The organism is Anaerocolumna cellulosilytica, assembly GCF_014218335.1.
GTDB lineage: Bacteria > Bacillota > Clostridia > Lachnospirales > Lachnospiraceae > Anaerocolumna > Anaerocolumna cellulosilytica.
The window spans coordinates 4,605,774-4,622,628 of sequence record NZ_AP023367.1 but is presented as its reverse complement, the minus strand read 5'-3'; the positions used below and the strand labels follow the sequence as shown (position 1 = coordinate 4,622,628).

Annotated in this window: 9 protein-coding genes; 8 read left to right on the top strand and 1 reads right to left on the bottom strand. The window is 37.7% G+C overall.

Translation table 11 applies throughout. The annotated features are described in order from the left end of the window. The first annotated feature begins 175 nt into the window (after positions 1-175). From addB to tnpA, 6 genes are all read left to right on the top strand, one after another. Entirely contained in the window at positions 176-3,643 is a 3,468-nt protein-coding gene (gene addB / locus acsn021_RS18985; RefSeq protein WP_184095484.1) for a helicase-exonuclease AddAB subunit AddB, read from the top strand. Next, complete coding sequence (locus acsn021_RS18980) at positions 3,627-7,466, top strand: UvrD-helicase domain-containing protein (RefSeq protein ID WP_184095482.1); 3,840 nt, start codon at positions 3,627-3,629, stop codon at positions 7,464-7,466. Before addB ends, acsn021_RS18980 begins: the two co-directional genes overlap by 17 nt. A 236-nt stretch (positions 7,467-7,702) precedes the next feature. Further along, a complete protein-coding gene (locus acsn021_RS18975) occupies positions 7,703-9,919 on the top strand; it encodes a methyl-accepting chemotaxis protein (protein WP_184095480.1) in 2,217 nt (738 codons plus the stop codon). A 134-nt stretch (positions 9,920-10,053) separates the two neighbouring features. Next, the gene (locus acsn021_RS18970; RefSeq protein ID WP_184095478.1) at positions 10,054-10,281 is read left to right on the top strand and encodes a small, acid-soluble spore protein, alpha/beta type; all 228 of its coding nucleotides are present in this window, start codon (positions 10,054-10,056) and stop codon (positions 10,279-10,281) included. Beyond that, on the top strand, positions 10,278-11,195 hold the full coding sequence (locus tag acsn021_RS18965; RefSeq protein ID WP_184095476.1) for a diacylglycerol/lipid kinase family protein: 918 nt from the start codon (positions 10,278-10,280) through the stop codon (positions 11,193-11,195). The genes acsn021_RS18970 and acsn021_RS18965 overlap by 4 nt, the downstream gene beginning before the upstream one ends. A gap of 249 nt (positions 11,196-11,444) precedes the next feature. Then, positions 11,445-11,918, top strand: a complete 474-nt coding sequence (gene tnpA, locus acsn021_RS18960; RefSeq protein WP_185264923.1) for an IS200/IS605 family transposase — start codon at positions 11,445-11,447, stop codon at positions 11,916-11,918. Positions 11,919-12,043: 125 nt separating this feature from the next. On the opposite strand, the gene acsn021_RS18955 is transcribed toward tnpA, so the two are convergent. Further along, positions 12,044-13,204, bottom strand: a complete 1,161-nt coding sequence (locus tag acsn021_RS18955) for an ROK family transcriptional regulator (protein ID WP_184091522.1) — start codon at positions 13,202-13,204, stop codon at positions 12,044-12,046. A gap of 220 nt (positions 13,205-13,424) precedes the next feature. Between acsn021_RS18955 and xylA the strand changes: the two genes are divergently transcribed. Together xylA and xylB are read left to right on the top strand one after the other, a co-directional pair. Next, the gene (xylA, locus tag acsn021_RS18950) at positions 13,425-14,744 is read left to right on the top strand and encodes a xylose isomerase (protein WP_184091524.1); all 1,320 of its coding nucleotides are present in this window, start codon (positions 13,425-13,427) and stop codon (positions 14,742-14,744) included. A gap of 124 nt (positions 14,745-14,868) precedes the next feature. Then, on the top strand, positions 14,869-16,344 hold the full coding sequence (xylB, locus tag acsn021_RS18945) for a xylulokinase (RefSeq protein ID WP_184091526.1): 1,476 nt from the start codon (positions 14,869-14,871) through the stop codon (positions 16,342-16,344). The last annotated feature ends 511 nt before the right edge of the window (positions 16,345-16,855 follow it).

Genomic DNA, 16,855 nt, shown 5'->3' with positions numbered 1-16,855 from the left:
AACCAAATGTAATACAAGATGTGTACTTTATATATCTTATTATTAGAAAGTAAAAAATATGATAAGGAACTGGTAAAATTTTGGAGAGGGCGTTCACAAAAACCCATAGCTGACATATTACTAGGAAGTATGCTATAATAAGCTGGAATACTCACAAATAAGGGAGGATAAGCAAATGTCTTTGCAATTGGTTTTAGGTAAATCCGGTTCTGGCAAATCATATTATTTGTATAATGAAATCATTAATAAATCCATTCAAAATGAAAAGACAAATTATTTGATTTTAGTGCCGGAGCAGTTTACCCTGCAAACACAAAAGGATATCGTATCTATGCACCCCAGACAGGGTACTATGAACATAGACATCCTAAGCTTTATGCGTCTTGCTTACCGTATATTTGATGAGGTGGGGGAAGATGACAGACCAGTTCTTGAAGATACCGGAAAAAGTATGGTACTTAGAAAGTTAGTGGCAGCAAGACGGAAGGAACTGGAATTATTTAATCATGATGTGCAAAAGCAAGGTTTTATAGATGAATTAAAATCCTTGATTTCAGAGATATACCAGTATAGCATCAGTATAGAAAAATTAGAGGAAATGGAGCAAAAATCCCAGGGAAAACCCATGCTTCGGGGAAAGCTCCACGATATCATTGTTATATATAAGGCTTTTAGAGAATACTTAAGTGAAAATTATATAACGGCAGAGGAGATTTTAGATGTACTATGTGAAGCAATACCGAAGTCAAAGCTAATTGCTGAGAGTATAATCTGTTTGGACGGATTTACCGGCTTTACTCCAGCTCAGTACAAATTACTTTTATTACTTATACAAAGGGCAAAAAAAGTAATCATTACCATAACTATGGACAAATATGAAATGGACAAGCCGGATTTAGAATACAAACTGTTTCATCTAAGTAAGAAGACTATAAAACATCTGATGGATTTAGGTGAAATGGAACAAATAACGGTAGATCCTCCAATATTTATGGAAAATGTCTATAAGAGCAGGACGCCATATCGCTACAAAGAAAGTCGTGCTCTGGCGGCATTAGAGGAATCCCTTTTCCGCTACCCTGTAAGAGAGTTTAAAGAGGAACAAAGCAGTATCAGTATTCATGCTGCTAAGGCAAAGAAACAGGAAGTGAATCTGGTTATCAGGGAAATAAAACATCTGGTACGGGAGAAAGGGTACCGTTATCAGGATATCGCAGTTGTAACTGGGGATATTGCAGGTTATGGCAGGGAACTTCAAAGAGGATTTGAAAAGGCCGGAATTGCCTGTTTTATTGATCATAAGAGAGATATATTATCGAATCCTTTTGTAGAATTTTTAAGGTCTGCACTTAGTATTGTGGCGGAAAATTTTGATTATGAAAGTATATTTCGCTATCTAAGAAGCGGTTTATCCGGAATTTTGCAAGATGATACAGATTTGCTTGAAAACTATATTCTGGCTTTAGGGATTCGTGGCTTTAACTGTTATAGCACTCCTTTTATACGGCGTTATAAAGGATTATCAGAAGGTGACTTAACAAGAATTAATGAAACAAGGCAAACTCTATATGAGCAGATTCTTCCTTTATACCAGATATTAAAAGACAAAACCAAAACCGTAAAAGAGTATACCCTGGGACTGTATGAGTTTGGCATAAAAATGGAGGTTCCTCAGGAGCTAGAGAAATTTGCCGAAGCATTTCGGGAACAGAAGCTGTTGGCAGCAGCCAGAGAATATGATCAAATCTATGGTATTGTCATGGATTTATACGATAAGCTGGTAGAACTTTTAGGCGAGGAAGTGATACCTCTAAAGGATTATATTAAAATACTGGAAGCCGGTCTGAAAGAAGCCAAAGTAGGGTTGATTCCACCGGGGCTTGATCAGGTAATGGTTGGTGATATTAAAAGAACTAGATTAAAGGATATTAAGGCCTTGTTCTTTGTGGGAGCTAATGACGGAATTATTCCGGGAAGCAATGACAAGGGCGGTATCTTGACAGATATGGAACGGCAGGCATTGTCAGAGCAGAACCTTGAGCTGGCTCCGACCCAACGGCAGGCTGCTTATACAGAAAAATTCTACCTTTATCTTGCTATGACAAAGCCTCAGGAAAGGCTTTATATTACGTTCTCTAAACTTTCAGAGGATGGAAAGGCAGTGCGTCCCTCCTACATTATTGATACGGTACGTAAGATTTTTCCTTTACTTACGATACAGGACGAAGAGGATTTTAATGAAGATTTAGAGCACATTCTTGGAGATAACAATGGAATGGACTATCTCATTAAGGGAATTAGAAACCTCTCTGTCTTCGAGGAGACAGATACATGGAAGGAGTTGTTTTCTTATTATCATTCCAAAGAAGAATTTAGAGATACTTTACGACAATTGTCCCAGGCAGCAACTTATGTGAATCAGGATAAGGGGTTATCAAAACAAATTGCAGGTTTATTATATGGAAATATTTTATCCGGCAGTGTTACAAGATTTGAAAAGTATGCTGCTTGTGCCTTTGCCCATTATGTTACATATGGTCTGGAACTACAGGAAAGACAGGAATACCGTCTGGCTGTGCCAGATATCGGAAACCTGTTTCACAATGCGATTGAGTTATTTTCAAGAAAAATGAGTGAAAGTGAATATAACTGGCATACGATACCGGATGTAATCAGGGATACTTGGGCAGCAGAATGTGTGCAGGAGGCAGCACAGGGCTATGGCAATGCCATTTTCTCCAGTTCCAAACGTTATAATTATCTGGTAAAGAGAGTGGAGAGAATCACTAAAAGGACGCTATGGGCTTTGAGTGAGCAGATTAAGAAAGGGGATTTTGAACCCTTAGCTTACGAATTGTTTTTCTCAGAAAAAAGCAGTCTTAATAGCTTAAACATAGATTTATCAAAAGAAAAAGGCATCCGCTTGCAGGGGCGAATTGACAGATTGGATTTGTGTGAAGAAGAAAACAAGCTTATGGTACGGGTAATTGATTACAAATCCGGTACTACTTCCTTTGATCTTTTATCACTCTACTATGGACTTCAGATTCAGCTGGCAGTGTATATGAGTGCGGCATTAGAATTAATGGAACAGGAACACCCGGATAAAGAAGTAATACCTGCCGGAATCCTTTACTATAATATAGACGATCCTTTTGTGGATAAGGGCAGTAATGCAGAGGAAAGTATTTTAAAAGAATTAAAAATGAATGGAATCGTTAACAGTGATGCAGAAGTAATAAAACGTTTGGATAAAACCTTTCAGACAGAGGGCGAGCAGATACGTCCCTCTGTAAAGTCAGATGTCATTCCGGTAGAATCTAACAAGGATGGCCTTCCCACCAAGCGCTCTAGCATAGCCGATGCTGGCCGCCTAAAGCGTATGGAGGACTATGTTATTAAAACAGTGAAGCAATATGGAGATGCTATATTGCAGGGAAAAACTGATATAAAACCTTACCAGATGGGAAAACGAACAGCCTGCGATTATTGTCCTTATAAAAGTGTATGTGGCTTTGATACAAAGCTGAATGGTTATGCCTATCGAAATCTAGGTTCCTTGTCCACAGAGGAAGTGTGGGAGAAACTGACCCGGAAGAACGGTAACAAAGAAGGAGGGGATTCAAGTGAATTGGACGACTGAGCAGCAGGAAGTAATTCATGTACAAGGGAAAAACCTGTTGGTATCTGCGGCAGCAGGCTCCGGTAAAACTGCGGTCTTAGTAGAGCATATTATTACTATGATAACCAGAGAGGAATCCCCGATAGATATTGACAGACTTCTTATAGTAACCTTTACGAATGCTGCGGCAGCAGAAATGAGAGAACGTATCGGTAAGGCAATCGATGAGAAATTGAATGAAATGCCTGAAAATAACCATCTGCAAAAGCAGGCTACTTTAATTCACAGTGCGCAGATTACAACTATTCACAGCTTTTGCTTGCAAGTTATTAGAAATCATTTTAATACCATTGACTTAGACCCAAGCTTTCGCATTGCAGAGGAAGCAGAGTTAACCTTGCTTAAATCTGATGTTATCGGAGAGTTGTTAGAGCAGTATTACGAAGAAGAAAGAGAAGATTTCTTTGACTTTATTGAAAGCTTTTCAACCGGAAAAACGGATGGAGGAATTGAAGAGCTGATTGTAAAACTGTATGAATTCTCCATGAGTTATCCCTGGCCTAAAGAGTGGCTTCTTGAGAACCAGAAATCATTCATGTTAAAATCAGTGGAGGATATGAAAGAAACAGCATGGATGAAGCTATTACTTGATTTTCTTCAACGGATAACGGGAGATTTATTGCTGCGCCTGAAAGAAGCCATTGAAGTTTGTGAAGAGGGGGATGGACCTGCAGCGTACCTAAGCGCCTTGGAAAGTGACAGGACACAGCTTAAAGCCTTAAGCCAGTTAGCGGATTATGAAGAATACTATGAAGCTTTGAAGGTTTTTAACTTTGCGAGGCTGTCTGGTAAAAAGCAAGAGGGTGTAAGTGAGGAAAAAAAGAATCAGGTTAAGGCTATCAGAGAGGAAATAAAAAAAGCCATCAGTGATATGAATAAAAACTATTTCTTTCAGCCGGTTGATGAAATGCTGCTTGACCTTCAGGCTATGAAATCTTCCATGGATGTTTTGGTGGAGTTGTGTTTTGCGTTTGGAAAAAAATATGCCGACAAAAAAGCAGAAAAAAATATCGTAGATTTTAATGATTTGGAGCATTTTGCCCTGAAGATTTTAGTTACAAGGGAAGAAGGTATTGCAGTACCAACACCAGCAGCCAAAGAGCTGAGTGAGCATTATGCGGAAATAATGATTGATGAATATCAAGATAGCAACCTGGTACAGGAAACCATCCTTAGCAGTATATCGGGTGAAAGAAGCGGACGGTATAACCGGTTTATGGTAGGTGATGTAAAACAAAGTATCTATAAATTCCGGCTTGCCAGACCTGAAATCTTTATGGAGAAGTTTAAGACATATCCTACGTCTTTCATAAATGCAGAGGAATCTAAGGAAAATTCCAAAGAAGAGACAGAGCTTCTGACAGAAACGGTTATCACTGATAGAGGAAAACCGGAGGAGACAAATACTGGACTGATACATTGTTGCAGAATTGATCTTCATAAAAACTTTCGAAGCAGAGAAGTGGTTATAAATAGTATTAATTTTATCTTTGAACAAATTATGGATAAAAAGCTTGGAAATATAACGTATGATAAGCAGGCGGCCTTATATCCGGGGGCAGACTTCGGGGAATTAAAAGAAGGGGTTTCTTCGGATACCGAATTACTGCTTATAGAGACAGAGCCTAGAGAGGAACTTAAGGAACAATTAGGAATTACCCAAGATACAGATAAGGTGTCTTATAAGGAAAATGATGAGGAAGAGGATTATACAGCCAGGGAACTGGAGGCTAAAGCGATAGCAAAACGTATGAGGGAACTGACTGACCCGGACACAGGTTTATTACTTTACCAGGCAAAGCAAAAGGAATATCGCAGAGCGACTTTAGGTGATATGGTTATATTACTACGAACCATGAGCGGGTGGGCAGAGGTAATAGCTGACACTCTCGCAGCAGAAGGAATTGCTTCGCATACCGAAACCCGTTCCGGTTATTTTTCCACGTTGGAAATTCGCACTGTCTTAAATTTATTACGTATTATTGATAATCCCAGACAGGACATTCCGTTTACTGCGATTTTACGGTCTCCCATAGTAGAAGTTACAACCGATGAACTGGCAGTTATCCGTATACCAAAACGTAAAATTACTATGTATGAAGCGGCTGTTTCATACGCTGAGGAGCAAGATGATGACTTGGCTGTTAAGTTATCGAGTTTTTTAAGTAAACTAAATCAATATCGTAAGTTAGTAATTCATCTGCCCATTCATGAATTACTCAGCAAAGTACTTGAAGACACAGGGTATTACCAGTACGCATCTGCTATGCCGGCAGGAGAAAAGCGTCAGGCAAATATTGATATGCTTGTTGAACGGGCAGTTCGCTTTGAAAATACCAGCTATAGCGGCTTGTTTCATTTTATCAGATATATAGAAAAGCTTCATAAATATGATGTGGATTTTGGTGAAGCAAAGCTTGCAGGAGAAGGAGATAATACGGTTAAAATCATGAGTATCCACAAGAGCAAGGGATTGGAATTTCCTATTGTGTTTGTAGCGGGTATGGGAAAAAGTTTTAACAATCAGGATTCTAGAAGCAAGCTATTAATACACCCTGACCTTGGTATCGGACCGGATTATATCAATCATCAGCTTCGGGTAAAAGCACCGACTCTCATTAAGAAAGTAATGCAAAAGCAGGTAATCTTGGAAAATCTGGGGGAAGAGTTAAGGGTATTATATGTAGCCTTAACCAGAGCAAAGGAAAAGCTTATTATGACCGGAGCCGTTAAGGATATAAACAAGTTGATTGATAAGTATGCTGGTATTATAAAACGTAAGGAAGAAAAGCATACTTTTTATCAGTTAAGCAGTGCCGCTACCTATCTGGACTGGATAGTACCGGCTCTCTTAAGGCATTCCTGTTTTGAAAAACTGTTAAGGGAAAGAGGATTCAGACAGGATGATAAACATTCCTTATATCGGAGTGCAGCAGCCTTTACGGTTAATATCTGTACCTATGAAGAATTGGCCAGGAATGAATATAAAGAACAGACAGATAAGTTAATCCGGTCAGATATGCTTTTTAACTGGGACAACCAAATTGTTTATAATGAGGAGGTGAGGGAAGCTATCCATACCTATCTGGAATTCCACTACCCATATCAGAATGAAACGAACATTCACACAAAGGTTACAGTCTCAGAGCTTAAGAAGTTAGGACAGATGGAAGCAGAGGATTTGTCTGTCCCCCTTAAAGAACTTGAAAAGAAGATGTCCGATTATCCTGTGCCGGAATTCCTAAAAGCTACAGAAATAACTATCGGTGCTGATTTAGGAACCCTATACCACAAAGTACTTGAGTTAATGGATTTTAAGCAGAGTTATACGAAAGAATCCTTGGAAAAATATATTCAGGGGCTTATCGAAGGTGGTAAATTAAAGAAAGAGGATTTAGAAGTAATAGACGTTAAAAATCTGTTAGCTTTTACTGGAAGTGATTTGGCAAAACGCCTTAAAAAAGCGGCAAATAAGGGAACACTTCATAAGGAAAGTCAATTTGTCATGGGAATGAAAGCTTACGAAATAAATTCTAATATGAGCAGTAATGAAGTGGTACTCATCCAAGGTATTATTGATGTTTATTTTGAGGAGGATGGCAAACTAATTCTACTTGACTATAAAACAGATGCGGTAAAGGGAAGAAGCGGCGAAAAACTCCTTATTAGCCGTTATAAAGTACAGATGGATTATTATGTTAGGGCTTTAGAGCAGTTGACAGGAAAAAAGGTAGCAGAACGCTTACTATACTCGTTTGGACTTAGTAAAGTAATACAAATTTAGGTGGTATTTTCTGTAGTTTTTTTAATTTTATAGTGCACAATGCTTATTTTGTAGAAATACATTTTGTTTTGTAGAATTATATGGTATAATTGTATGAAAGATATACAAAACATATCATAATACGACTATATATTTGTGTATTATTACACAATATAGCGTGTTTCCCTATGTGGAAGGCAATATAAGTCTGAGTGGGTTGTTACCAGTAGGGCAAAACCAATGCAGGAGGAGAACTAATGAGAATGGGAAAAGGTTCTAATAAGGGGAATGCTAAAAAAAGTCTGAAGGAACTATTAAAAGCTGACAAAATGAAAACCTTGACAGAAGAGAAGGTAAAGAAAAACAAAAGAAAATGGAATGCAGCAAAAGAAGGGGCACAAGAAAAGCGGCAGAAAATAAAAAATGAGTTTGAAGAGAATAAGGCAACGATATCAAAATTAAAGGGAATAGGTGCTAAGATTCTGATAGCGTTCTTTATTCCGGTATTGCTGATGGGCGTGTTCGGAATATTTTCCTATGATAAATCTTCCAAAGCTCTCATAAGCAGTTACGAAAAAAGTACATCAGATACGTTAAAAGCTGTGAGTGATTATCTGGCACTCGGTTTTCAGTCTGTATCAGATAAGGCGGTTGAGTATGTATTAAGTGATTATATTAGTGGTTATTACTTAAGAACCAACGAAAAGGATACCATAGATGATATAAAAGCATTGAAAAAATTACAACAGCAAAATATGGTTGTAAAAGAAACCAATGCATTTATTGGAGCAATTCATATTATGGGTAAAGTAGGTTCAGGTGTGTCAACCTCTGTAGCACCACCCAAGGACATTTTTTCCCAATACATAACCACTGAAGAAGCAGCAAGCTTTATGGACAATTCCAAGCGCCATATGTGGATTGGATCTCACCAGGCTTTAGATGATATTTTATTATTAAATAAAGATTCCTATGCAATGGCAATAGTCAGCAAAATGTCTAACATTGATGGGTTTATCATTATGGATGTTTCTAAGGAAAAGGTACTGGAAGTATTAGAAGGTATGGATAGTAAGGATGGAAGTATTTATGGTTTGGTAACGGCTGACGGCAGGGAGACATTAACGGACCCGGAATTGCAGAATGTTTTTACAGATAAGGAATATTTTCAGAAGTTATCAGAGACAGAAGAAAAACATGGATATTCTTATCAGACATACGATGGGGAAGAGTATTTATTTACGTACAGTAAGATAGGAAAGACCGGAGCTATGGTATGTTCATTAATACCTAAGGCGGCAATCTTAAGGCAGGCAGATAGTATAAAATCAATGACATTAATTTTTGTTGCGTTGGCCTCTGTCTTTGCGTTGTTGGTTGGTATACTGATGTCAACGGGAATCGGTTCTGCCATTGGTAAATTAATGAAGGCTATAACCCTTGCATCAAAAGGTGATCTTACTACAAGATTTGATACCAAGCGTAAAGATGAATTCATGATTCTGACGGAATCATTATCCCAAATGACAGCCGGCATGCGTAATCTTATAGGAGAAGTTGCCGGTGTAGGAAGTAAGGTTACAGATTCTTCTGGCGAGCTATCAGTAACTTCTGAAAAAATATTGGATGCTACCAGGGGAATATCTTTTACCATCGATGAAATAGAAAAAGGTGTAGTACAGCAGGCTGCGGATACGGATCACTGTCTCGGACAGATGGCTAATCTATCGGACAAAATTAATCAGGTATATAGCAGCACTTATGAAATTGAGCGCATTGCCAATGATACTAAGGGTGTTGTAGGAGATGGTCTGGTGATCATTGGAGACTTAAACGAAAAAGCAACGGCAACTTCCAATGTTACCCAGCTTGTGATAAAAGATATTGAAGCTCTTGAGGTTCAATCCAGAAATATAGGTAATTTTGTAGGAATTATCAATGAAATCGCTGCTCAGACGAACCTTTTATCATTGAATGCTTCCATAGAAGCAGCAAGAGCCGGGGATGCTGGAAAGGGCTTTGCAGTGGTAGCGGATGAAATCCGCAAGCTTGCTGACCAGTCTGTGAAAGCGGCCGGCCAGATACAGGGTATTGTTACGGAAATTCAGGGCAAGACACAAGGAACAGTAGTATCCGCAAGACAGGCTGAGAATATAGTAAGTTCACAAACCCAGGCATTAAAGAAAACTATACAAGTATTTGAGGAAATCAATACGCATGTTGGCAGTTTGGTTACGAACCTGGATAATATATCAAACGGTGTTAAAGGCATTGAAAATGCTAAGGAAGATACCATGGATGCAATCCGTAATATATCCGCCGTAGCACAGCAGACAGCTGCTGCATCAGAGGAGGTTAGTGCAACCGCTAATAACCAGATAGGTTCTGTAGAAGGTTTAAGTCTTGCCGCTTTAGAATTGGCAAAGGATGCGAAGAATTTGGAAAAGGCAATACAGTTATTTAAAATCAATTAAATACTCATAAAATGGTATAAACCCTAATATCAGGGCTACACTTTATATAGAAAAAGGATATGGGACTGTTTCATTACGAATGTTAAAGTGATGAAAACAGTCCCTTGTTAAAATCTAGAAAGGGTGTATAATATATGAAGAATAATAAAAAAGAAAAAGAGATAGTCTCTGTTGAGGATATAAAAAATTTAGAACCAAATGAAAAATTGAAATATGAGATAGCAACGGAACTGGGACTTTTGGATAAAGTAATGACCAGCGGCTGGAAATCACTTTCGGCAAAAGAATCAGGACGGATTGGCGGTTTAATGACAAAACGAAAAAAGCAAATTCGATTGGAGGAGCCCAATTTAAAATCATGAAAAAAAAGCTATTATTTATTTATAATCCAATGGCCGGAAAAAGCAAAATAAAGACATGGTTATCAAGTATTATTGAATTCTTTGTGAGAAACAATTTTGAGGTTGTTACCTATGCCACTACCGGTAAAAAGGATGCAAAAAAAATAGTTTTAGATTGTTTAAGCAGAGATAACTATGAGTTAGTTGTCTGTTCAGGTGGTGACGGTACATTAAATGAAGTGATAAGCGGTATTATGAATATTGAAAACAGAACCAAAATCGGATATATTCCTTCCGGCACTACCAACGATTTTGCGTATAACTTAAAGTTGCCTAAAAATTTACCGAAAGCAGCCGGGGTTGTATTAAGCGGCGAAGCATTCCCCTGTGATATTGGTTTAATCAATGGAGAATACTTTACATATACCGCCGCCTTTGGATTGTTTACTGACACTTCTTATGAAACACCCCAGACAACGAAAAATGTACTTGGAAGAATGGCTTACATTCTGGAGGGAATCAAGAGATTACCAAATTGGAAATCCTACCGTATGGAGATAACCTGTGATGACCGGGTAATTACTGATAATTTTATCTATGGTATGGTAAGTAATTCGGTTTCAGTAGGAGGTTTTAAAGGGTTGACCGGTAAAGATGTATTGTTAGATGATGGATTATTTGAAGGAATCTTTATAAAAATGCCCCAGACTGTAATGGACTTTCAAGGGGTTATCAATGACTTATTAAAAGGAAATTTAAACAGTGAACATATCTATTCTTTTCCGGTAAAAGAAATTCTTCTGACCTCAGAGGAAAAAGTACCTTGGTCCATAGATGGTGAATTTGGCGGAGAATTTAATTCAGTTAATATTACTAATTTACAAAAAGCTATCACTATTATACGGAATACTGAAAATGGAAGATGTGTTAAATAAATATGGTGGAAAAGTTGTTAGATACGTACTAGGAGTTTTATTGTATGTTTATGGAATAAATTATATAAGGGGAAACACCTCATTCTCAAGAGAATTGCTTTGAATGAGGTGCTTTTTGTATCCCGGTACAATAAAACCACCTGCTATGCAGGTGGATCCCAATTAGCTTAAGCTTCAAGTTAAAAACCTCCTATGCTATTATAAGTATAGGTTCGCCAACCGCACAAAAAGCATAGGAGGTTTATCCAAATGGATATGAATAGTTTAGCACATACGAAATGGGAATGTAAATACCATCTTGTTTTTGCACCAAAGTTTAGAAGGCAGATAATTTATGGAAAAATCAAACAAGATGTAGCTAGCATATTGAGTATGTTATGTAAAAGAAAAGGTATTGAAATAATTGAAGCAGAGTGTTGTAGAGATCATGTACATATGTTAGTAAGAATACCACCAAAGTATAGTGTCTCACAGATAATGGGTTATTTAAAAGGGAAAAGTTCGCTTATGATATTTGAAAGGCATGCGAATCTGAAGTATAAGTATGGGAACAGGCATTTCTGGTGTAGAGGATATTATGTAGATACGGTAGGCAAAAATGCAAAGAAAATACAAGAATATATTCAGAATCAAATACAAGAAGATTTACAGTATGATCAAATGTCACTAAAGGAATATATTGACCCATTCACGGGTGAGCCAGTAAAAGAAGGCAAGAAATAAAACCCTTTAGGGTTTGCCAGGGAAATAAGTGCGGCTGGCGGACTTTTCAGAGCGTCTTTAGACGCAAGCAGGGAAAAGCCCCTTATAGGGGCAGAACAAGCCACCGGCTAAGCCGGTGGTTCTGACTAAATTAATTTTGTTTTTCGTAACTGTAAAGTACTTATCCCTAAAAAGTTCTTGATTACAATACAGATTCCGCCAAGCAATATAGAGGAATCCTGTAGAGCGCTTGGTACTACTTTGGTTACACTGTTCATTCGGCTGCTTAAAGATTGCTCAACAAGTTTTGTCAGTCCCGGGAAAAAGATAGTAAAAGAACTGTTAATAATCACAATATCCGGATTATAAGTATTTAAAACATTATTAATACAGATAGACATATACTTAATAAAATGGTCAATTACTTCAATGGCATCCTTATCACCTGTCTGATACATAGAAGCGACCATATCAAAATTCACTTCAGGAAGCTGTTTACGCTCAGCAAACTCCTGTAACAAAGCTCTTTCAGATACATATTGCTCCAGACAGCCATGGTTGCCACAAGGACACGACCTGCCATCCACCTCGATTATGGTATGACCGAATTCACCGGCACGTCCGTTATAACCGGTATATAGGGAGTTTTCAATCAGTAAACCAAGTCCGATACCTGAATGTACACTGATGTTGGCTATATTGGGGTAGTCATACATAAAGGTTTTTTCGCCGAGGACGGAAAGGTTTGCTTCATTCTCTAAAAATACGGGAGTTTGAAAATGGGCTTCTAAAAGTGTTGCCAGATCTATACCCGATAAGTCGTAGTAAGGGGTAAAGGATACTTTGTTATCATGAACTACGCCATGGATACCAAGAGAAATGCCGACTAGACCGTAAGGGGGTTTGGCACCTAAAGGATTCATGGATTCGATGAAACGATAGAGTGTTTCTATTAACTGGTTCTTATTTTTGGGTGTTTTAATTTGTTTTAAGCTGCAATCTTCACCTTGCAGGTCTGTTAAAAGGGCTGAAATGGTTTCAACACCAATGTCAACACTGATAACATAACCGGCCTTTTTATTAAAACTCAATAGTATTGGTTTTCTTCCAAGTTCTGTATCATCACTTCCGATTTCTATTACCAAATTTCTATTCATTAAATCCTGTACAATGGCTGAAATAGTAGCCTTTGTTAATCCCAATTGCTTTGAGATGGCGGCTCTGGAGATAGGCTTAGAGTTAATAATAGTTTCTAAAACTAAAGTACTGTTTATATCACGAATAAGTTCTTTGCTGCCTGTAATCATATATTCTTCCTCGTGTAAGACAGCCGGGCTGTCTGTTTTTTGCAAATATTACTTTAATAGTATCATAAATGTTTACAAATGAAAAGGGTAAGAGATTTTTACTGATATTGGTACTTACGGTCATAGCTAGGCAGAAAATCAACTTGACAAAAGCATAAGTTATTGCTATATTAAAACTATACATTAGTTCAGTAAACAAACTAAATAGGAGGATGTTAAAATGGCGTATTTTGAAGGGATTAGTAAAATCAACTATGAAGGACCTGAGAGTAAAAATCCTTTGTCTTTTAAGTATTACAATCCAAAAGAAGTTGTAATGGGCAAGACAATGAAGGAGCAGTTAAGATTTGCTATGTCTTACTGGCATACCTTTACATACATGGGCAATGACCCATTTGGCGTAGGTACAATGGCAAGACCGTGGGATAACTCAGATTGTTCCATGGAAATTGCTAAAGAAAGAGTACATGTTGCATTTGAATTTATGGAAAAAGCGCAGATACCTTTCTTCTGTTTCCACGACAGAGATATTGCTCCGGAAGGTAAAGATTTAGAGGAAACCAATACAAGACTTGATGAGATTGTTGCAGTTATCAAGGAAGAAATGGCACGTACGGGAATTAAGTGTTTATGGGGTACTACCAATGCATTCGGACATCCGAGATTTGTTCATGGTGCAGGAACTTCCTGTAATGCTACAGTGTTTGCTTATGCTGCTGCACAGATTAAAAAAGCAATGGAAATCACCAAAGAGCTTGGCGGAGAAAACTATGTTTTCTGGGGCGGAAGAGAAGGTTACGAAACACTTTTAAATACAGATACTGCATTAGAACTTGATAATCTCGCAAGATTATTAAAGATGGCATGTGATTATGCAGAAGAGATCGGATTTACCGGTCAGTTCTTAATCGAACCAAAACCAAAGGAACCTACAAAACATCAGTACGATACAGATACGGCAACGGTTCTGGCATTCCTTCGCAAATACGGGTTAGAAGATAAATTCAAATTAAATATTGAAGCTAATCATGCTACTTTAGCAATGCATACTTTTCAGCATGAATTAAATCAATGCCGTATTAACGGAGTACTTGGTAGCGTTGATGCCAATCAGGGCGACTTAATGCTTGGCTGGGATACAGACCAATTCCCTACAAACATATATGACACAACGTTAGCTATGTATGAAATCTTATTGGCAGGTGGATTTACCAAAGGCGGACTAAACTTTGACTCTAAAGTAAGACGCGGTTCTTTTGAAGAAGCTGATTTATTCTATGCTTATATCGCAGGTATGGATACCTTTGCCAGAGGATTAAAAGTGGCGGCTAAATTAATCGAAGATAAAGTATTCGAAAACTTTATTGCAGGACGTTACGCAAGCTATAATGACGGCATTGGTAAAGATATTGTTGAAGGTAAGGTTGGTTTTAAAGAATTAGAAGCGTATGCACTAAAAAACGGAATTACACCGAATACTTCAGGGAGACAAGAACTTCTCGAATCAATTTTGAATCAGTATATTATGGAAACAAAATAACAGTACAGTAAGGTAACTGGGGTTGTTGCAAAATAAAAATTGTTGATTTAACATTTTGCAGCAGCCCCAGTGTGTTGTATGACAATCCATTTAGCAATAAAATATATGGAAAGAAGGAGAGCGTATGCTTTATATTGGTGTTGATTTAGGAACATCTTCAGTGAAATTACTTTTAATGGACGAAACTGGTGATATAAAAAATATAGTTACAAAAGAATATCCGTTATATTTCCCAAAACCGAGCTGGTCAGAACAAAATCCGGAGGATTGGTTTTCGGGTCTTATGGAGGGGCTGAAAGAACTGACAGCCTCCCATAAGAAAGAAAGTATTGCCGGTATCAGCTTCAGTGGACAGATGCATGGAATGGTAATCCTTGATAAAGAAGATAAAGTTATCCGCCCGGCAATCTTATGGAATGATGGGCGTACCCAAGCAGAATGTGATTATCTCAATGATGAAATCGGCAGGGATAAAATATCCTCCTACACCGGTAATATGGCGTTAACCGGTTTTACAGCACCTAAATTATTGTGGGTAAAGAAAAATGAACCGGAAAATTTTGAAAAAATACATAAAATCATGCTTCCAAAGGATTATATAGCTTACAGGCTGTCAGGTGTACACTGTACAGATGTATCCGATGCCTCTGGTATGCTGCTCTTAGATGTGAAGAACAAATGCTGGTCAAAAGAAATGCTTGATATCATTGGTTTAAAAGAAGAGCAGTTAGCTAAAATATATGAAAGCTATGAAGTGGTAGGTACCTTAAAAGAGGAAATCGCCAGGGAACTAGGATTCCCGGTAAGTTGTAAGGTAATTGCCGGAGGCGGTGACCAGGCAGTAGCTTCTGTTGGCACCGGGACTGTTGGACATGGGATGTGCAATGTATCTCTTGGAACTTCAGGGGTGGTATTCATTGCAAGCAAAGAATATGCCGAGGTGGAAGGAAATTCTCTACATGTGTTTGCCCATGCGGACGGTAAGTATCATTTTATGGGAGTAATGCTGTCAGCAGCAGCTTCTAATAAATGGTGGATGGATGAAATCATCGGAACTAAAGAATATGGAAGAGAGCAGGCAGGTATTAATGAATTAGGGAAAAACAATGTATATTTCCTTCCCTACTTAATGGGTGAGAGAACGCCACATAACAATCCGAATGCCAGAGGTACCTTTATCGGAATGACTATGGACACAACTAGAGCGCAGATGACACAGGCAGTGTTAGAAGGTGTAGCCTTCGCCTTAAGAGACTCCTTTGAAATTACTAAAAAATTAGGCGTTACAATTGATAGAATTCGTATTAACGGCGGAGGTGCCAAGAGTCCCCTTTGGTGCAAGATTATAGCTAATGTACTGGATGTTAAGGTGGATAAAATCAATTCAGAGGAAGGTCCGGCATTTGGTGCGGCGATTCTGGCGGCTGTGGGCTGTGAAGAATACGATACAGTAGAAGAGGCTGCTTCAAGATTGATAAAGGTAACAGAAACCACAGAACAGGATTCAGAGGTTGTTGCATTATACAACAAAAAATATGAAGTATTTAAAGATTTATATCCAAGCTTAAAGACCATGTTTGACAGAATTTCAGTACAATAGTATAAATATGTAATAAACAATAGAATAAGGTATTCTACATCCTAGATTATGTATAAATTTTTGTTGACATTTCACTATTTTTAGACTAGGATTGTTTTAACGAATTGTTTCGTAAAATTCGTTAACATTACTGTGATTAATAACTAACTCCTCCTTGGGTTGTTATTAATATATCCTTGGGTTTCATGAATTTTCCCTAGGTAGAAAGACCGTAATCAATTCCCGGATTACGGTCTTATTTTTATGGACTCGATTAATTTATTCTGAGTAACCAGCAATTCCTTTGCCATCTTTAAGAGATACTGCTGAGTGATTGGATGGAGATTATCAAATATTTCTAAGAATTCTTTTTCATAAGGAGATGAATTAAAAATATCTCCTTCTCCGGTAAGAATCCAGTGTTCATTTATATTGTAAGTAGAACTAATGATTTTAATATTTTTATCTGTTAGATTACGTTTTCCTAGTATATATAGATTATCAAACAGTTTACAAAAGAAGATTAGTTGAA